Source organism: Crocosphaera sp. Alani8, from assembly GCF_038442745.1.
Lineage (GTDB): Bacteria > Cyanobacteriota > Cyanobacteriia > Cyanobacteriales > Microcystaceae > Crocosphaera.
Genome location: NZ_JARVCN010000263.1, coordinates 1 through 19747, shown reverse-complemented (window position 1 = coordinate 19747; position 19747 = coordinate 1). Strand labels below are relative to the sequence as shown.

The window sequence follows — 19747 nt, the reverse complement described above, 5'->3', positions numbered from 1 at the left end:
CAGCAAATATAAATAATACTAACTGCCCTCGATTTTAGCTTAAATTATCATCGAGAGCGTTATTATGAGGTTAAGAAAAAAATATTATTCTTTCTTCAGATTTTCTAAACCGGAAACTACTTTAGCCGAATCAATGAGATCGCCTTGTTCAATGTTGTCCACCACATCCATTCCTTGAGTAACCTCTCCAAATACAGCATAGTCTCCATTGAGAAATTCTAGATCCGATAGGGCAAAATAGAATTGAGAGGAAGCGGAATCGGGCATTCTTGAACGAGCCATAGCAACGGCTCCTCGTTCGTGTTTCAGAGCTACCGGCTGAGACATGGCAGTTTTATTCCCCTGTTGTCCCAATGCCTTGCTATAGGTCGGTTTTTCTTCCCCTTGTAGCTTAATTTCTAGGGGTATACGTCGTTCTTGTTGAGTTTCTGGGTCAACAAATCCCCCCATTCCTGTCCCTTGAGGATCTCCTCCTTGAGCTACAAAAGGGGTGGGATCTTTAAGCACGCGATGGAAACTCAAACCATTGTAAAAACCCCTTTCGACGAGATCCACGAAGTTTCCTGCGGTGATGGGAGCATCTTCTCCTTTAACTTCGATGGTGACAGGGGAACCATTAATGGTCATTTCCACCACTGCGTTCCCTTCTAATCTGGGAACAGAAGTTTCTATACTAGATTCACTTGCTTGTTGAATTTCAGTATTTTCAGAACTGGAGGCAATATCGGTGTTATCGGGGACGTTAGAACATCCGGTTATCATCAATCCAAAGATGAGGACAACACAGGTTAAGGTGGTTAACCAGGATTTTTTCGGGTTTCTCATAGATATTTTCTCAGTTATGGATTTTTCAGTCTGCTGTTACAATCCTTCGAGGGGTACTCCTAAGAAGCTTGCCAGTTGCGCTCCTTCGTTTTCTAGTTGAGAAAGGGATACTGGTTGGCCAACGCGGGTTAAAGGAACGTCTCGTCTTTGTTTAACCCGTAGATAGAGTTTTCTTTTGGTGTTTAATCCTTCTTGGATGTCGGCCTTAACTGCTTGCACATCTTCTAAAGGACAAGTAAACTCAATTCGACGGTTTTTGCCAGGAAACCCCCAACGAAAAATTATTACTTTGTTGGTTTGTTTGTTGAATTCATTGTAACCACCGCCAATATCTAAGATCACTGTAAACCATTGGTAAAAGGCCACCAGAGAACCTGCTATTCCGTAGAAAAGTAGAGCGACTCCTTGAGGAATAAATTGCAGAGATGAGGTATCGCTAACAATGAGGAGGTTGGTGTGCAAATAACTGGAAATACCTGCTAAAAGAAAGCCAATTCCACCAATGGAGGAGACCACTGCCCACCAGTAATTGCTGAAGCGACGAGAACCGAGAACGTCTTGACGAAAAATGAGGCGATCGCTTGTCATGGCCGTTGCCTTTGTTCGCTTTTTCATAATTATTATCTATCGCATTGTATCATTTCAGGCACCATAGCTTTTTGTTCTTTCTCTCCAAAACCGAACTTTGATGAACTTTTTTGAATTGCGAATATCTAAAGGTGAAAGATGTGAATAAAAATGATTTATGAACAAGCTTTTCTGAACTAACTTTTACCAAGCTTTGGGTTTGAATTGCTTGTTGTTGAGAATCTTGACAGTTTGTCCTGATTGTATAAGGACAAATAATCCTTTAACTAAGTATATCATTTTAAAAAATTAGCATTTCTAATCTTAGTAAAATCTAGTTTTATCTATTAAGAAGTATTACAAAGGCTCAAACCCCAGACCATTCAATATTCATGAATGTCTTATAATACTGTTTGCAGAGTATGATTACACCTCAGACAAGGCATAAGAATTCATGACATTTTATCAAAGAGCTAGTGGGATATTGTTGCACCCAACCTCTTTACCGAGTCGCTTTGGGATTGGTGACTTAGGAGAAGGCCCCTATCGCTTCATTGACTTTTTAGCAGCTAGTGGTCAAACATTATGGCAAGTATTACCTTTAGGCCCTACGGGATTTGGCAATTCTCCTTATCTATCCTATTCCGCTTTTGCTGGCAATCCTTTATTGATTAGTCCTGATATTCTCTATGGAGATGGGTTACTTACCCAAGCTGACTTAGATGCTTATCCTGATCTACCTGATGATACAGTAGATTACGATTTAGTGGTGGAGCATAAGTTACCTTTACTGAAAAAAGCCAGTGACACTTTCAAAAATGGGAATTTCCACGAATTAAGGGGAGAGTTTGAAGAATTCTGTCGTTGTAATACCTATTGGTTAGATGATTATGCCCTATTTATGGCTATTCACGACGATAATCCCAAAAAAGCATGGCCCGAATGGGAGCGAGATATTGCTAAACGGGAACCCCACGCTCTAGATACTTATCGTGGCAAGTATGCAGAAGCTATTTTCTACCATAAGTTTGTGCAGTTTGAGTTTGTGCGTCAGTGGAAGCGGGTAAAAAAATACGCCAACGATCGCAACGTTAAGATTTTTGGAGACATTCCTATTTATGTCGCTTACGATGGTGCAGATGTCTGGTCCCACGTAGATAATTTCCGTGTTGACCCCAATACCCTAGAAGTGAACTTAATGGCAGGGGTTCCTCCAGATTATTTTAGCGAAACTGGGCAATTGTGGGGAAATCCTGTCTACAATTGGCAAAGAGTACAAGAAACTGGCTTTAGTTGGTGGATTGAACGGTTTAAGGCTACTCTGGAATATTACGATGTAGTGAGAATTGACCATTTCCGAGGTTTTGAAGGCTACTGGGCGGTTCCCAAAGGAGAAAAGACCGCTATGAATGGGCAATGGTTAAAAGCCCCAGGAGATGCCTTTTTTGCCCGTCTCAAGGAAACTTTGGGAACCCTACCCATCGTTGCGGAAGATTTAGGGGTAATTACTCCGGAGGTGGAAGCTTTACGGGATAGATACGAGTTCCCAGGAATGAAGTTACTACACTTTGCTTTTGACTCGGATCGCTCTAATCCTTTCTTGCCCTACAATTACTACAATCGCAACTGTGTGGTTTATACCGGAACCCACGACAACAATACTACTATAGGCTGGTTTGCAGAACGGAATTTTGAGGAAAAAGCTAGAGTTACCGACTATTTGGGGGGGATTTCTCCAAAAGGGATACACTGGACTCTGATTGCTTGTGCAATGGCTTCTGTAGCTAATCAAGCGGTATTTCCCTTACAAGATATTCTCGGCTTAGAAAGTAATTGTCGTATGAACACCCCTGGTTTAGCTGCTGGTAACTGGGGATGGCGGTATCGTCATGAAATGTTGACCCCAGAACTAACGGAATATTTACGTTATATAACCGAATTATACGGTAGGCTACCGTCTTAATGTCTAGAATGGTAAAGGAACAAAGACGTAGCCAGGGTGGGTGAAATCTTTGTTATTCGTTACCTGAGAGGATGGGTTTACCTATGGGTTTTTCCCCTAAAGGCTATATTAATAGCAAAGAAAGTGCAGGGAAGCTGATTAGTTTTCCTCTATTTTGTTTAGCGATTGTTGTATTAACTTACGGCAGTTTTGGCTGGTATGTGGCTAGTTCTGCTATTACCTGGAGTCATTGGTTAGCTAACCAAGGGGACGCTTGGGGATGGTTTTTGAAACAGGAAACCATCTTTTTATTGCTTCATTTTTTAGCTAGTGGAGTTGTCATCGTTATTACCGCAAGTTTAGCTGCACCAGTTGCTGTAGTTACGATTCTTTTTGGGAGGAGCTTTCAATCGGATTTAAAAGCCATTATAGCAGTTTTGTTATGGTCGTTTATTGTGGTTGTAATGCTTCGTTGGATTGGGGATTTTTCTCGCATTCTTTTGTTATTTTCTGCTGCAATTTTAGGTAAATTAGAGCTACAAAAACTGGGATATTCTCAATGGTTAGTAGTCCCTACGTTAGTTTTGGTTTGTTTGGGTGGGTTCACTTTGGGATTGGTCGGTTATTATCAGTGGCAATAAACACAGATTATTCATAGTAATTCAATTTTGTATCTTGGCGCAGGGCCCTTGTTTGTTCTAAAACATTCTCTATGTTTTCTTGGGAGAGATTTTGGATATAGTTTATTTTAATTTCTTCCAATAAATCATTGAGTAAAGATTCAATTTGGTCAATACTATGTTCTGCTTGTAATTCGCTACCTAAAGATCCACTAAATTTTTCAACCAACTTTTCTAATAATTGGTCAAATTCTGGATCTTCTATTAACAATCCTTGCAGTCCACCGGATACCCCTTGATACAGTTGAGAAACTAGTCTTTCTGTTAGTTGGGATTGCATTACTTTTATCCCTGGTAGGTTTTCCAAGCCTTGATATGCAGGGGTTTGGGTCAAAGCCTTATCTATATTATAACGTAAAAATTGTTCTGCTTCGGGACGAATTTCGGGAATCACTTTATTGATGATCAAATTAGCCATTAGCTTAACTAATTCCGAGGTTTCATTAACATCATTAATGTCAACATATTGGGTATTATTTTGTTTAACTAGGATGTCGCGAACCGTTCCATCTTTAATAGTTCCTTGAACTTGATTGACTACTTGAAGAATGACGACTTCTGTAATATCTTGAGCAATTCCTGCTACGAAACCTTGACTAGCTTGTCTCTTAATTGCTTTCAAGTTAATCAGTTTTGCTTGATCCAAACGAATAGTTAGAGGAACAATTCTTAAGAAACGAAACAGAGGAATAATTAAGAAAATGTCGTACCAACGCCATAACATAGCATCAAACCAACTAACCCCTGTATGACGACGACTAATAAACCAAGATCGTGCTAAAAACTCTGTTAAAAATAATAGGAAAAAAGGGAAATCGATTAATCCAAAATTGTTAACAGGTTCTCCATTTTCTCCTACGGGGCGAAAGTAATTTGTCGCAATCAAAGGTTTGATTTGTTCGTCGAAAAAATTAAGCTCATTTCGCCAGCCATTTTCTTGAAAATTATCAGCACTCCAAAACTTCTCAAAAGCATCTTTTGCAGAAGCATCCTCATCATCTAAAACGTGTTCTCGCATTTTATTTTTAATTCTTTCTAAGGTTCCTGTTTTATTAGCAACTAAAAAGGGATTATTTTCAACCATCCTGACACTTCTTCTACGAAGATCAGCCAATATTTTATCAATATTTTGTTGAGATGCTTGACTTTCTATGAGGTTAGAATCTGTAAAGGCTTGTTGACTGATAAGCTGATTAACTGCTTCGTTTAAATCTTCTACTCTGTCTAGATATTGCGCCGTATCTCTATAGGGTTCTATTCCTTTAATGATATCGTATTGCGTAATTAATTGCGAAAGAGAACTGGGAATTACTCTTAAAGGAGGTTTAGGAATTTCTCTTTCAAATGTGCCAATTTTTATATAGAGTTGCACCCTACCTTGTAACCAAAAATCCCGTAGTGGAATGTAACTTAAATCAAAGATGACTAAAACATAGTTGAATAAAATGATCAAAGCCATAATTTGTTCGAACCATAAACGAGGACGAAAAAATTTTTTTGGAGATCCCGGAGACAGTTGTTTTATGGTCATAGAAGAATCACACCCCTTAAAAAAATTTGCTAAACCTATTATAAAGGAACTTTCTCATCTGTCTAGGAAGTCTAAACATTTATGTTTTATAGTAAAATGGAAGAAAATATTATTATAATTTTTCTGTTTCTTCTCACACTCTCTAACTAACCCATATTAAGAATGACGACAAATATTCAAAAATCCTCTAACTATAAAGTAGGTGGAAGTCTGGGTTTTGATCATCCTACTTATGTAGAAAGACAAGCAGATAAAGCTCTTTTAGCAGCCCTAAAAAACGGTAAGTTTTGCTATATTTTTAACTCCCGTCAAATGGGGAAATCAAGTTTAAGAGTACGCGCTATGCACCAACTACAGAAGCAAGGAATGAGTTGTGCTTCTGTTGATATTACCAGTTTGGGAAGCGATGTTAGTCAGAAACAATGGTACAGTGGCATCATTACGCAATTATTTTTAGGTTTTAATTTAATTGGAAAAGTTAACTTAAAAGTTTGGCTTAGAGAACGAGACGAGTTATCAGGGATTCAAAAATTTAGTGAATTTTTAGAGGAAGTATTATTAGTTAATTCTCCTGGAGAAAAGGTTTATATTTTTATCGATGAAATTGACAAAGTTCTTAGCCTAAATTTTTCTTTAGATGATTTTTTTTCTGTGATTCGGTTCTTTTATAATCAAAGGGCAGAGAATCCTAAATTTAATAGATTGGTGTTTTCTCTCTTCGGAGTTGCCACCCCAACGGATTTAATTGAAGATAAAACCCAAACCCCTTTTAACATTGGTTTCCCTATCGAATTAACCGGGTTTACTGCAGAAGAGATAGCACCTTTATCTCCTGGTTTAATGCCGATTAGCAATTATCCACAACGGGTTCTTACTGCAATTTTAAACTGGACAGGGGGACAACCATTTTTAACCCAAAAAATTTGTGATTTGTTATTAACCCAAGGAAATATTATTCCCGATGATCAAGAGGAAGAGTGGGTAGATAAAATTATTAAAGAATTTATTATTGAAAATTGGGAATCTCATGACGAACCTGTTCACCTAAAAACTATTCGAGAACGAATTTCTAGGAATGAAAAAAAAGCAGGAAGACTGTTAGGAATGTATCAACAAATTTTGCAACAGGGTTTTTTAAAAAGTGATGAAAGTCCTGAACAAACAGAATTAAGATTATCTGGATTAGTGGTCAAAAGAAATAGTCAGTTAGTAGTTTATAATAAAATTTATCAATCCGTTTTTAATCAAAAATGGATCAAAAAAGAATTAGAAAAAATTAGGCCCTATTCTGAAATGTTGACCGCTTGGGTAAACTCTAATTACGAAGATAACTCCCGTTTGTTAAGAGGAAAAGCTCTAGAAGATGCCCTAAATTGGTCTATGGACAAAAGTCTAAGTAATCTCGATTATAAGTTTTTAACCGAGAGTCAAAACTTAGATAAACGGGAGGCAAAAGTCAATCTCAAAGCCCAACAACAAGCCAACGATATTTTAACCGCAGCTAACCAGAAAGCACAACGTATGATACGTTCAGGTGTGGGTATTTTAGCCGTTTCGGTAGTAAGTGCAGCCATGGCCTTGACTCAAATGTGGGTTGCCTTTGAAAAGCAAAAAGAAGCCCAACTAGGAACCCAATTAGAACGCATCGGAGATAGTGCCTGGAGACAATTTGAATTTGAACAACTAGACGGTTTAGTATCAGCAATAGAAGCTAATCAAGAATTAATAAAAATTGTCAACGATCAGAGACTTCTAGAAAATTATCCCGCCACCAGCCCCATTTCCGCCCTGGAACAAATTATCAACAGCATCCAAGAAAAAAATAAATTAATCGGTCATCAAGATGCAGTAAATAGTGTTAACTTTAGTCCCGATGGTCGCTGGATAGCTACTGCTTCCAGTGATGGAACTGTTCGTTTATGGAACCGACAAGGGGAACAACAAGCTATATTAAGAGGTCACGAAGGCAATATTTATGGGGTAACTTTCAGCCCCGATAGTCGAACCCTTGCTACTGCAGCCCAGGACGACACCGCCAGAATTTGGGACTTAGAGGGAAAACAACTAGCAGTCCTCAAAGGCCATACTGCCTCAGTTTATAGCGTCAACTTTAGCCCAGATGGTCAACGCCTAGCCACCACCTCATCGGACCGAACGGCTAAAATTTGGGATCGAGAAGGGAATCTAGTAATGGTATTAGAAGGTCATCTGAAATCAGTCGATGACGTAGCTTTTAGCGCAGACAGTCAACAAATCGCAACAGCTTCACGGGATGGAACTGTTAAATTATGGGATAATCAAGGTAATCTGCTTAAAACACTAAAAGATGAAGGTTCAAAACTAAAAGATAAGGACTTGTCTTTTTACAGCGTTAGTTTTAGTCCCGATGGTCAACACATTGCCGCAGGGGCTAAAGATAAAACCGTCAAAATTTGGGACCAACAGGGAAATTTAATCACAACTCTCAACGGTCATCAAGGATTCGTCAATAGCGTCGTATTTACTCGGGATGGTCAATGGATAATTAGTGGTTCGAGTGATGGAACCGCAAGACTTTGGAGTAAACAAGGACAAGAAGTCCATATCTTTAAAGGTCACCAAGATCCTGTTTTTGATGTTACCTTAGATGTCCCAGGGAACCAATTAGCCACCGCATCCAGCGACGGAACTGTTAAACTGTGGGTTCTTAATCAACAAACTCTCAACAATGGCTTTGATACCTTAGATACTAATGTCACCAGCGCAGACTTTTCTAAGGATGGGAAAAAATTAGCCATCGCCAATGAAAACGGCAGGATTTCTATTTGGAATTTACAAGGGGAAAAGTTACAAGAATTTTTAGCAAATAGGAGTGGGATTAATACTATTAGTTTGTCCCCCGATGGTAAAATAATCGCTACAACCGATGATAATGGCAAGGTTAATTTATGGAGTTTAAAAGGGCAAGCATTAGGAGAATTTAAAAGTAGTAATGCACGAATTTATAGCATTGCTTTTAGTTCTGATAGTAAAATGTTAGCTACTGCTAATCGTTCAGGGCAGGTTAGTTTGTGGGATTTAACTCAAAAACAAGATAAATTTATCCAAAACTTTCAAGCTCACGAAGAGAGTGTTAATCATATTGTTTTTAGCAAAAATGATCAAAAACTTGCCACGGCTTCTGTAGATAAAACTGTAAAAATATGGGATTTAGAAGGTAGATTAGAACAATCATTTTCTGGACATACAGAAGCTGTTAATTGGTTAGATTTTAGTCCAAATGACCAATATGTAGTCACCGCATCTGAAGATAGTACCATTAAATTATGGGACAGAAAAGGAGAATTAATAACCGTATTAAAAAGCGATTTGTTTCCCATTTCTCGCGTAAGTTTTAGTCCCGATGGCGAATATATTATTACCGCATCTCAGGATGGAACGGTGAGATTGTGGGATCAAGAAGGAAGATTACACACAAAAATGAAAGGTCATCAAGAATCCCTCGAAACCCTAGAATTTACTGCAGATAATCGAACTATATTAACAGTTGCTAGGGATGGTACAGTAAAAATATGGCCTCTAGAATCAGAATTTGCTCGCTTAAATTCCCTATTAGAACAAGGATGTTATTGGTTAAAAGATTATTTAATTACCCGTCCCGAAGAACAGCAAAAATTATCCAGTTGTTCTTCTGAAATCGTGCCAAAAAACCCTTAACTGAATATTAATATTTCATTTTGTAACAAAATATAGGGGAATACACTGCCCAAGCGTGTCAGGCTATGCTAATGTATAGGAGATTGAGAATTTTTCGAGTTCGGTTTCAGCATTGGTTATGATTAGTAATTGGTTCGTTCCTGTCTACATCGCCTGGTGGGTTTCCGAAATTTCAGTCGATTTTCTCGTAACCTTCTAATTTATTTTGGAGACAAGCCATGACAATTTATGTAGGCAATATATCGTATGATGTAACCTCTGATGATTTGACAGAAGTTTTCAAAGAGTACGGTACCGTTAAACGGGTATCCCTTCCCACAGATCGTGAAACCGGAAGACCCAGAGGATTCGGTTTTGTGGACATGGAAAACGATGACGAAGAAAATGTCGCCATCGAAACCTTAGATGGGGCTGAGTGGCTAGGGAGACAAATGAAAGTAAACAAAGCAAAACCTCGTGAAAACTCTGGCCGTGGTGGTTCTGGAGGATTTCCTAAGCAGAGAAGTTTTTCCTAGTAGAATCTTGTGTAAAAAGCATTTATAGTTTTTTGATTTATCGCGCTTTCAATCCTAGAGAAGGCGCGTTTTTTTATGATCAAAACAAAGGATTTGAGTTCGTCCCATATAATATTTAAGGGGGCAGTGGTCTCAATTAGATGAGATTACCCTCTTTTATGCTAAATGTAATAGTGTCTTTTTGCGAAAATCTTGTTATCAACTAACCTATGGACTTTTCTAGTAACATTGCCAGTCAACTGAATGCGGGAACAATCCTACCAGAAGGAATTGTTATCATTACCTTAATGTTGGTTCTCATTGGGGACCTCATTGGAGGTCGCAACGCCCGAACGTGGCTACCCTACGGGGCGATCGCTGGTTTATTAGCCGCTTTGTTTACCCTCTATCGGGCTTGGGATAGCCCTGAGACAGTGGGATTTCTTGGGGCGTTTAATGGAGACAATTTAAGTATCGTCTTCCGAGGAATTATCGCCTTATCCACCATTGTCACCCTTTTGATGTCGATTCGCTACGTGGAACAGACGGGAACATCTTTGGCTGAGTTCATCGCCATTATGTTAACAGCAACTTTGGGGGGAATGTTTCTCTCCGGCGCTAACGAGTTGGTGATGATTTTTGTCTCTTTGGAGATGCTGAGTATCTCATCTTACTTGATGACAGGATATATGAAGCGAGATCCTCGTTCCAACGAAGCAGCTTTAAAATATCTTTTGATTGGGGCATCGAGTTCGGCTATTTTCCTCTATGGTAGTTCTTTGTTGTACGGCCTATCGGGAGGGGAAACCACCTTAAATACTATCTCAGAACAAATTTTAACCAGCGACAGTAATTCTTCTTTGGGATTAGCGATCGCTTTAGTATTCGTTATTGCTGGTATCGCCTTTAAAATTTCTGCCGTTCCTTTCCACCAATGGACACCCGATGTTTACGAAGGTTCCCCCACCCCTGTAGTGGCTTTTTTATCGGTGGGATCAAAGGCTGCTGGGTTTGCCTTAGCCATTCGTTTACTGGTGACAGCATTCTCTTCTATTGTGGATCAATGGCATTTAATCTTCACTGCCTTAGCTATCCTCAGTATGGTATTAGGTAATGTGGTAGCCTTGGCACAAACCAGTATGAAACGGATGTTAGCCTACTCTTCCATCGGCCAAGCTGGTTTTGTAATGATCGGTTTAACCGCCGGAAGCGATGCAGGATACTCTAGCATGGTGTTCTACTTACTAATCTATCTGTTCATGAACCTAGGGGCGTTCAGTGGGGTTATTCTTTTCTCCCTCCGTACTGGAACTGACCAAATTAGTGAATATGCAGGACTTTATCAAAAAGACCCTCTATTAACTTTAGGTTTAAGCCTTTGCTTACTATCTTTAGGCGGTATTCCCCCCTTAGCTGGATTTTTTGGCAAGATTTATCTGTTCTGGGCCGGTTGGCAAGCTGAACTCTACGGACTAGTAATACTAGCTTTGGTTGCCAGTGTAATTTCTATTTACTATTACATTCGTGTTGTTAAAATGATGGTGGTTAAAGAACCTCACGAAATGTCCGATTCTGTGAAAAACTATCCCGAAATTAGCTGGAATTTACAGGGAATGCGTCCTTTGCAAGTTGGTTTAGTGTTATCGGTTATTGCTACTTCTTTGGCAGGTATTTTATCTAACCCTCTGTTTACTCTCGCCAATGATTCTGTGATTAGCACCCCTATTTTGCAATCATCGGTGGTCAATACTCGTATTTCCCAAGTAAAAACCCCTTCTTCTACCATTGGTGCAAGTGGTGAAACAATGGAGGTAGAATAGTTTAATTAGTTATCAGTTATCAGTGAACAGTTATTGGTTAAATCTATTGTTCACTGTGTTACTGGTCTCTATCAAAAAATAGTCTATAAGGTAAATAAAATGAAGATTGTTTTTGTTTATAACGCAAATAGTGGTCTGATGAATACTGTTCTAGATATCGGACATAAAATCGTTAGTCCCGATACCTATGAGTGTAATCTTTGTGGAATTACTTATGGCATATTAAAAGAAAATCAAGAATGGAAAGCATATAGGGAGTCCTCTAGGAACGAATTAGAATTTTTACATAAAGATGAGTTTGAAAAAAAATATCAGCAAACACGAGACTACCCTATTGTTCTAGCCAGTGACACAGATAACAAGCTCTCCGAACTCATTAGTAAGGAGGAATTAAATAAACTGGAAAGCGCAGAACAATTAATTAAAAAATTGCAAGAAACTATTCAATAGTTTTACATAGGGATTAATTGATCCCAAGAATTCCACTAGAGCATCTATCATTAGCTAATATAAAAAATACTTTAATCATCACATAAAATGACCACATCACCTTTAAGCTGGACAGAACTAGAAAACCTAACCCACTGGACCATAGATAATACTAATGGACCGACCAATTCCCAAGCAATTTTAAGGCTTTTTGGTCATCAAGAAAGGGATATTAGAGTCACCCTTTACCGTGATAACCATGCTTGGTGTCCCTACTGTCAAAAAGTCTGGTTATGGTTAGAAGAAAAACAAATTCCCTACCGTATCAAAAAAGTTACTATGTTTTGCTACGGAGAAAAAGAAAGGTGGTATAAAAAAGTTGTCCCATCTGGGATGTTACCAGCTTTAGAATTGGACGGAGAGATAATCACTGAAAGCGATGATATTTTACAGTCCCTAGAAGCAACCTTTGGCCCCTTGACTCATAGCATGAAAGATCCCAAGGTTATTCCCCTACGACAGTTAGAAAGGTTACTATTTCGGGCCTGGTGTGGATGGTTATGTTATCCTACCTGGTCAAAGAGACAAGAACAGAAAAACCGTGAACAATTTGTTCAGGTAGTCGAGATGGTAGAAAAAGCTTTAGCAGATACCCCAAGTCCCTATTTTTTGGAGGATTTTGGCATAGTAGATGTGATTTTCACCCCCTACGTAGAGCGCATGAACGCCAGCTTATATTACTATAAAGGCTATTCCCTGCGAGAAGAAAATGAAGGTTTTAGTGGGTGGTTTGATGCAATGGAAACCCGTCCCACCTATCGAGGAACTCAAAGCGACTTTCATACCCATGTTCATGACTTACCACCACAAATGGGTGGATGCTATGAAAATGGGGACGAACAAACAAAAATTAATCAAAATCGTGTAGATAACGGTTCCTGGTTCGGTTTACCCGATGTGATGTATGGTGAACCCTCAAACTCCCGTCAAGAGGCCTTGCAACGAGTCCTCAAACATCGTGATAATATCGTTCGGGTTAACCCTGGAAAGGATGCAATGGTGGATGAAGCTTTACGTTGTGCATTGACGACTCTGATGACAGAGGAAACTTGTCAACCCCCAAAAGGTTCAGATGTTGCCTTACGGTATTTACGGGACAGAATTAATGTCCCACGGGATATGTCCATCTATGCAGGAAAACGTTTAAGGGAAGCACTAGAAACCACCGCTAGTTTAGTTGGCGATCGCCAGGGAGTCCCCATTCCAGTTAAACATCGACGGGATCAAGATCCCACCAATTTTGCCTAGTTGAATAAAATTATAGGGTCAATTGTTTTTGATTTTGGGTAACTAAACGTTCAAATTCTTGTAAAATTTGGACGTATTTTTGCGGTGCAACCTGGCTAACATTAACATGATCAGCATCTTCGACTAAGAGTATTTTTTTGGGAACCTTAGCTTCTTGAAAGAGAGTTTTACTCATGGTGTAAGGAACGGTGCGATCATCGGTTCCATGAATTAATAATAAAGGGACTTTTAGCGAGGATAATTTCTGCAAAGAATCAAACCGTTGATGCACCAATAACTGGTGGGGAAACAATCTATAAAAGAAACCCGAACAGTTGGCCATGTCTACCATAGAGGTAAAAGAACCTTCCACAATAAGACCGGCTGCCTGGGGTTGACTAACCACTAAATCTATAGCAACGGCACCCCCCATAGAATGACCATAGATAAAGATGTTTTGGGGTTTAATTTGACGTTCTTTGATCAAATAGTCCCACGCTACTTGAGAATCGCTGTAGATTTGTGCTTCCGTGGGGAATTTCCCTTCGCTAAGACCATAACCCCGATAATCAATAATCAGAACTGAATATCCTTGATTATAATAGGTCTGGATTGTGCCTAAGTTGCAGCTAACGTTTCCCCCAACCCCGTGCAGATATAATAGAACTTTTTCTGGATAGGTATGGGATTGAATCCACCACCCATGTATCCGTTCCGTTTTACCTTGAGGATTTTTTACGGACAACCAAACATCTTCGTACTGCATTCCCAAATCAGCAGGAGTTGTGTTGATAGGAAAGTAGGGTTTAAAAATGAGTCGCTTTTGACCGAAAATGAGAGCAACACAAGCAAATAGATAAAGCGTCACTCCCACACCAACACCACTCAGTAATCCTTTTAAAAAAAGGTCAATAGTCATTCAAGAATTATCCTCGCGTTTTACGTTTTACTGACATCTTGCACCAATACATAAAAACTTAAATTAGCAAGCAGTTCCTCACTCCGTTCCGGCGTTATCGCACAGCGTTCGGCTTTTAACTAAGAGATAAAAGCGTTAAGCTTATGTTTAATCTCACTCACAGCAGATGATAGAGATTGATATGTTTCAACTGATGACTGATAGCTGATAGCTGAACGCTTACAAACTAGCCAGTTTTATCGAAGGTGCAAGATTTGAGTTTTAGTTGAAATAACTAGTTTAGAAGAGATTTTGAATTACTCTCCTGTGATGGACAAATCTCTTACCCAAACTCTCGGACACACGCCCCCAGGAGTAACCTCTGCTTTTGATTCCACACAGATAATGGACTTCAATAAGGTGAGATAATCTCCTGCAACGGTAGCTGCGTCAATACTGGTTAATTCCCCTTTATTGACTAACCAACCATCGAATGGCAAAGAGAAAGAACCCTGTAGGGAATTTACTCCGGCATGGAGGGCTTGTAATTGGTCGATAAAAATAAGGTTTTCTCCTTCGTCTAGGTTATATTGAGGATCTGCTTGATGGTTGGAGAAGACGTGATAGAAATGGGAACCCACTGTAACCTTTGCCCCAATATTCGCGTTTCCGGTAGGTTGGGCGTTCATTCTTTTAGCAGTTCCCGAACTGTGTAATAATCCTGTCAAAACCCCGTCTTTAATCAATTCAACTGCACGGGTAGGAGTTCCTTCTCCATCGAAGGTTTCTGCCCCAATATTCTCGGGATGGAGAGCGTTATCGCACAGACAAAGTAAGGGAGAAGCGAGTTCTTTTCCTAAAGATTCTAAGTCAGAAAGACTTTGTTTATCTAAGATATTCTGAGCATTAAACAGATTAGAAAAGGCACCAATTAAACTCAAAAAGGCTTTGGGAGAAAAAACAACGGTGTATTTTCCTGATGGAATGGTTCGATAATTGATATGGCTGATTGTTTTTTCTGTGACTTCTTTTAAACAACCATCAACGTCTAAGGTTTCTAGCCCTCGACTAATTTTTACCGAACTAGCACCCCTGGGTTTTTTTCCTTCTTCTTCTGCTCGACTATAAAGATAGATAACCGAGTAGGAACGGGCTTCTTGACGTAGGGAACCTTCGCTGTTGAGATAGAATCTTTTTATGTCCTCTTGGGATAACCCATTGTAGGGAACTCCTTTGATGGCGGGATGAGCTTGTAAGAGCTTTGTTTCTGCTTTGATTAATGTATCAATTAAGGTAGGAACAGGAGCTGCTTCTACGATTTCATCTGCAATATTTTCGATACTATCTTGGGCTTGAGGACTGAAGTCTGGGGGGTTGTCCTTATTACCAAAAGTGCTGGCTTCTTTTGCTGTTTCCAGGGCAAGTTTTATCCCTAGTTCGTCTAAATCAGTGGTGCTTGTAACTCCTACAGTTCCCTTCTCATTCCATACGCGAACAATAACGCTAGAGCGGTTTGATGCTTGGACTTGTTTGGGTTCTCCATTATCCACTTCGACGCTAGTTTCATCGATGGAAGAACCATAAATGTCGTACTTATTAATGTTTAGCTTTTCTGCGCTACTTTGAGCATATTTGGCGATGGTTTCTGTATTAAGCATTGCTATTTTATGGACTTAAAATAATATTTTTAATTTTCTCTTAAACTATTATATCTTATTCTCTTTTGGTTTTTCAAGGTAAATAACTTTTAGCATGAATTTTGGCTTATTTCTTAAAGCAAACAGCCCATATAATTATGCTGGTAAACCCGATGTAGATAAAAACTGTAATCCAATCTAAAAAAGTATGAGATATCATATTAAATTCAGTCTCTTATTGATGTATTAAATACGTAGGCAACAGGGATTAATTTTCACCTATTGCCTAGTTCAATTGTTAGTTAACCCTTATCGATTTTAGCTAAAAGTTGGGTTGCTTGTTCGCACAAAGCTTGATGACAATGACCATTACTAGCGATTAAACATCCCCATTGACGCACATCTCCTCGGTTATAAATCAAGGGATCTCCGTTTTCGTGGGTAAATTTTCCTCCTGCCTCGGTTAAGATTAATTCTGGTGCAGCAAAATCCCAATCTTTAGCGGCAGATTTACCGGATAAGGAGATATAAATATCAGAAGTTTTTTCCAATAAAGTACAAATTTTCCCTCCGACACTGCCCATATAAATGCGGTCTTTTAGAGGTAAAGCATCGATTAACGCCTGAAATCGGTCATCTCTATGGGTACGACTAACTACTAAATATAACTCCTCAAGTTGATTTCTGTCGGATACTTTGATAGGGGTAACGGTTCCGTCGGGGGTTTCCACAAAAGTACCGTTTCCTTTACTAGCATAATAAATTTTTTGTGCTTCAGGAATGGCAACCACTGCTACCATCGGGCGGCCTTGATATGCTAAGGCAATGTGTAAGGCGTATTCACCTGTTTTATCGATAAAATCCCTGGTACCATCAAGAGGATCAATAATCCAAACCCAGTCTTTATCGATAGGTTCTGTGCCTTGGTGGGTTTCTTCACTCAAATAACCGAAGGTGTCTTCAGGAAAAACCTTTTGTAAATGCTCTAAGATGTAATGGTTAGCGGCTATGTCCGCTGCAGTAACAGGACCATCTTTTTTGTCCTCATTAACCTCTAAATCCTGTTCTCCTCGGTAATAGGAACTGAGAATTTTAGCAGCCCCCCAACCAACAGAGCGGGTAATTGCTTCGATTTCTTCTAATTTTTGGGTTTGCGTCATGTCCAAGCTAGTACCTTGATGATAGCATTTTCCTAATTTTATCCTTATATCGTCTCGATTAAAATGGTGATTTGCATAATTATTGCAAGGTAGAAAAGATTACACTAACAGTCTGTTTTTTTGATTTATTGTTGGTCTTTGCTTTACCAAACCACAAGATTTTATTATACCGAGCTTGACTAATGAACGCACAAATGATATTGTGGATGCGAAAAAAATTGGAATAATGATTGAATAAAAACATCCGAAAATTTAAGGTCTTCAAGAGATGAAAGATAGACGATTTTAAGTTAGGATCTAAAGCGTGGAAATTATCGCAAAGGTTTTCCCCTGGAAAATTCTCCAAATATCGTAGAATTTCCAACCTCTTTGTCGCAGATATAGGTATATCTTAAAAACATCATGCTCAACAGAATCGCTAGTCAAATTAAAAAGTATTTTCCTGCACCAGAAGTGAGTGCGCACTGTGATGGTCCTTGTGGTGTCTATGACCCCGCTTCTGCTCGTGTTTATGCCGAAGCAGTATCATCTATGACCAAGAAAATTGCAGATTTAGAAGCTCATGTCCCTTCCCCCGATGACAAAGCTGCTACTGTTGCCTATCACAACACCTTATCCCGTTATATCGCTGTTAAGGAAGAGCAAGCGCAGAAAACAAAAGAAGAGTTATTAATCCTCTGGACTGACTATTTTAAGCCTGTACACCTGGAAAAATACCCCAATCTCCATGATATGTTCTGGAAAGCCGCCAAGCTTTGCTCTTCTTGTAAAGTTGAAGTAAACCAAGCTCATGCTAACCAATTACTCATGGAAGTTGAGAAAATTCACAAAGTCTTCTGGGAAACTAAAGGACGTGATGTAGCTTGGGTAAAAGCTAGTTAGATTGTTTAATTCAAGGTGGTAGGCTAAATTTTGCTCCCAACAAGCAACTATCGAGAATTGCTACTTTGGTTATTTCGGTTGCGTCAACGGTTTTCCGTGACAGGAAACTCCATGTTTCCTATTTTAGAAGCAGGAGAAGAAGTGCTTGTTGATACAAATGCCTACCACCGTTTTCTACCAGAAATTGGTGATTTAATCGTTGCTTGGCATCCCCAGCAACCTAATTTAAGAATCATCAAACGGGTGGTAAAAGTTGATGATAATGGTAATTGTTTTTTGATGGGAGAAAATAGTTTAGAGAGTGATGATAGTCGGTCTTTTGGTTTGGTGAGTTTGCAAGGAATTATTGGCAAAGTAACCAGTAAGTTTCTCTAATTTTGATTCATTTTTTCGGGAACCAGTCTTCGTTTAATAGTTCTTCTAGAGTGTAAGGACATTCTTTAGGGAATGTTTCTAATCCCGATTTAACTGAGACATATTTACGGGCTTTTTTATAAATGGTTGAGAGATTTTCATTAAGATAATTATGAAAGTTTTTTGTCATGCGATCATTCAGTTGGTTGCGAAATCCAATAACTTCTGCGCACCAATGTCGATGATTTCGCTCATGTTCATTATGCCAATATTCTAACAAAAGTAGGTGACGGACAATCTGTTCTAATAAACTTTCTACTTTATGTCTTTTTTCACTACCCAAATCCTCTAATTCCTCAATTAAGTTTTCTAAATCTAATTCATCGAACCGCTTGTCTTTTAAAAGTTTAACTGTTTCCATTATCCATAAATAATCATCAATCTCATATAGTTCTTTAAGTTCATTAATAGTTGATAAAGACATGATTACTAGATATTTATTCTTGAATTCAAGTATTATTATAACTCACGATTTTGGTTTTGATTGTGAAGAATTTGTTTGATTAACTTAATTGTTTGTTCGGTATCCCTTGCAATAAAGGTTAAATCAGGGGATAAACTTTGGAAAAATTGTTGACTCTCTAGATGTTTACTTAATAAAATAACTGGTTTTCTATTCTTTAATGCTAAGGCTATTTCTGATACGGTTCCTAACCCAATTCCACAGGCAACGATAACATGAGAAGATAAAACATTGATATTATTTCTAGCGTTTCCCATATCAGTAATAATAGCAATATCCACAGCAGAAGAAATATTTTGACTATTATTTGATGGTAAAATGCCAAGGGTTAATCCTCCTGCTTCCTTTGCTCCTTTATTGGCTGCATCCATTACCCCAACATTTCGCCCTCCTGTCAGTAATATCCAGTATTCTTGGGCAATTAATTTTCCTAATTCGTAAGCATTTTTAATATCTGTTTCTGTTGCTAAATCTCCCGGTCCCATAACTCCAATAATCTTTTTTTTTCATTTTTGTATCCTATACCAACTAAATCTGCTTTAGAAAGTAGATAATGATATTAAGAAGGCAAGGGGGGAAAAAATATTACTCTACAATAACAACCTGAGTTCGGTGTTGGGAGTTGAATCTTTTTTAACCAGAGAATTGGCGTTAAATAAACCTTAATTGACATTTTTAGAAGTTTGTGCTTCACTATCATAGTGAATTATATCACTTTTGACCCTAATTTAACCTGAGTTCGACATAAAAAAATTTATAGAAAATCAGTGAATTTTAGGAGTTTCAAACGCTTTAATTCTGAACTCAGGTTCCCTATTCTACATTTCAAACAACAAAAATAGAGGTCAAATTTCCCCAAATCAAAAATAGTACACTTTTATTGTTTATAATTTTTTCTTTTTCGGTATAGTACGTGTGTAATTACTGAAACAATTCTTAATAAAAGTTTATGAACTGTACATTTGATTTTAGAAGCTTCTCAAAAAGTCTGGGGGGACTCGCCGAAAGTTAGGGGACAAAGA

The 19747-nt window shown here is 38.6% G+C and carries 17 protein-coding genes; 9 read left to right on the top strand and 8 right to left on the bottom strand.

Annotated features, from left to right (window positions below; all coding sequences use genetic code 11):
- Positions 1-84 precede the first annotated feature (84 nt).
- Complete coding sequence (locus tag P9B04_RS15070) at positions 85-825, bottom strand: peptidylprolyl isomerase (RefSeq protein WP_342055806.1); 741 nt, start codon at positions 823-825, stop codon at positions 85-87.
- A gap of 36 nt (positions 826-861) precedes the next feature.
- A complete protein-coding gene (locus P9B04_RS15065; RefSeq protein WP_342055815.1) occupies positions 862-1413 on the bottom strand; it encodes a photosystem I assembly protein Ycf4 in 552 nt (183 codons plus the stop codon).
- A 433-nt stretch (positions 1414-1846) separates the two neighbouring features.
- Between P9B04_RS15065 and malQ the strand changes: the two genes are divergently transcribed.
- On the top strand, positions 1847-3355 hold the full coding sequence (gene malQ, locus P9B04_RS15060; protein WP_342055805.1) for a 4-alpha-glucanotransferase: 1509 nt from the start codon (positions 1847-1849) through the stop codon (positions 3353-3355).
- Between the two features lie 71 nt (positions 3356-3426).
- Positions 3427-3975: a hypothetical protein gene (locus tag P9B04_RS15055; RefSeq protein ID WP_342055804.1), complete on the top strand. Its 549-nt coding sequence runs from the start codon at positions 3427-3429 to the stop codon at positions 3973-3975.
- Between the two features lie 7 nt (positions 3976-3982).
- Here P9B04_RS15055 and P9B04_RS15050 read toward each other — a convergent pair whose 3' ends face one another.
- A complete protein-coding gene (locus P9B04_RS15050) occupies positions 3983-5545 on the bottom strand; it encodes a hypothetical protein (RefSeq protein ID WP_342055803.1) in 1563 nt (520 codons plus the stop codon).
- A 162-nt stretch (positions 5546-5707) separates the two neighbouring features.
- Between P9B04_RS15050 and P9B04_RS15045 the strand changes: the two genes are divergently transcribed.
- The 5 genes from P9B04_RS15045 (at position 5708) to P9B04_RS15025 (ending at position 13292) form a co-directional block, all read left to right on the top strand.
- The gene (locus P9B04_RS15045) at positions 5708-9241 is read left to right on the top strand and encodes a WD40 domain-containing protein (protein ID WP_342055802.1); all 3534 of its coding nucleotides are present in this window, start codon (positions 5708-5710) and stop codon (positions 9239-9241) included.
- Positions 9242-9459: 218 nt separating this feature from the next.
- The gene (locus P9B04_RS15040) at positions 9460-9756 is read left to right on the top strand and encodes an RNA recognition motif domain-containing protein (RefSeq protein WP_342055801.1); all 297 of its coding nucleotides are present in this window, start codon (positions 9460-9462) and stop codon (positions 9754-9756) included.
- Between the two features lie 209 nt (positions 9757-9965).
- The gene (locus tag P9B04_RS15035; RefSeq protein ID WP_342055800.1) at positions 9966-11555 is read left to right on the top strand and encodes an NAD(P)H-quinone oxidoreductase subunit N; all 1590 of its coding nucleotides are present in this window, start codon (positions 9966-9968) and stop codon (positions 11553-11555) included.
- Positions 11556-11693: 138 nt separating this feature from the next.
- Positions 11694-12005 (top strand): GTPase, encoded by a 312-nt coding sequence (locus P9B04_RS15030; RefSeq protein WP_342055799.1) that lies wholly within the window; start codon positions 11694-11696, stop codon positions 12003-12005.
- A gap of 87 nt (positions 12006-12092) precedes the next feature.
- Positions 12093-13292, top strand: coding sequence for a glutathione S-transferase family protein (locus P9B04_RS15025; RefSeq protein ID WP_342055798.1), 1200 nt, complete (start codon positions 12093-12095; stop codon positions 13290-13292).
- Positions 13293-13302: 10 nt separating this feature from the next.
- On the opposite strand, the gene P9B04_RS15020 is transcribed toward P9B04_RS15025, so the two are convergent.
- The 3 genes from P9B04_RS15020 to P9B04_RS15010 all read right to left on the bottom strand — a co-directional run bounded on the left by P9B04_RS15020 (position 13303) and on the right by P9B04_RS15010 (position 16966).
- Complete coding sequence (locus tag P9B04_RS15020; RefSeq protein ID WP_342055797.1) at positions 13303-14190, bottom strand: alpha/beta hydrolase; 888 nt, start codon at positions 14188-14190, stop codon at positions 13303-13305.
- A 296-nt stretch (positions 14191-14486) separates the two neighbouring features.
- On the bottom strand, positions 14487-15827 hold the full coding sequence (locus P9B04_RS15015) for a TldD/PmbA family protein (RefSeq protein WP_342055796.1): 1341 nt from the start codon (positions 15825-15827) through the stop codon (positions 14487-14489).
- A 281-nt stretch (positions 15828-16108) separates the two neighbouring features.
- Positions 16109-16966 (bottom strand): 3'(2'),5'-bisphosphate nucleotidase CysQ family protein, encoded by an 858-nt coding sequence (locus P9B04_RS15010; protein ID WP_342055795.1) that lies wholly within the window; start codon positions 16964-16966, stop codon positions 16109-16111.
- 402 nt (positions 16967-17368) lie between these two features.
- Here P9B04_RS15010 and sodN point away from each other — a divergent pair, with 402 nt between their 5' ends.
- Both sodN and sodX read left to right on the top strand, forming a co-directional pair.
- On the top strand, positions 17369-17848 hold the full coding sequence (gene sodN / locus P9B04_RS15005) for a superoxide dismutase, Ni (protein WP_342055794.1): 480 nt from the start codon (positions 17369-17371) through the stop codon (positions 17846-17848).
- A 30-nt stretch (positions 17849-17878) separates the two neighbouring features.
- Positions 17879-18223, top strand: coding sequence for a nickel-type superoxide dismutase maturation protease (gene sodX / locus P9B04_RS15000; protein WP_342055793.1), 345 nt, complete (start codon positions 17879-17881; stop codon positions 18221-18223).
- Between the two features lie 7 nt (positions 18224-18230).
- Here the strand turns inward: sodX and P9B04_RS14995 are convergent, their stop codons facing one another.
- Together P9B04_RS14995 and P9B04_RS14990 are read right to left on the bottom strand one after the other, a co-directional pair.
- Positions 18231-18686 (bottom strand): DUF29 domain-containing protein, encoded by a 456-nt coding sequence (locus P9B04_RS14995; protein WP_342055792.1) that lies wholly within the window; start codon positions 18684-18686, stop codon positions 18231-18233.
- A 35-nt stretch (positions 18687-18721) separates the two neighbouring features.
- Positions 18722-19222: a TIGR00725 family protein gene (locus tag P9B04_RS14990; RefSeq protein ID WP_342055814.1), complete on the bottom strand. Its 501-nt coding sequence runs from the start codon at positions 19220-19222 to the stop codon at positions 18722-18724.
- Between the last annotated feature and the right edge of the window lie 525 nt (positions 19223-19747).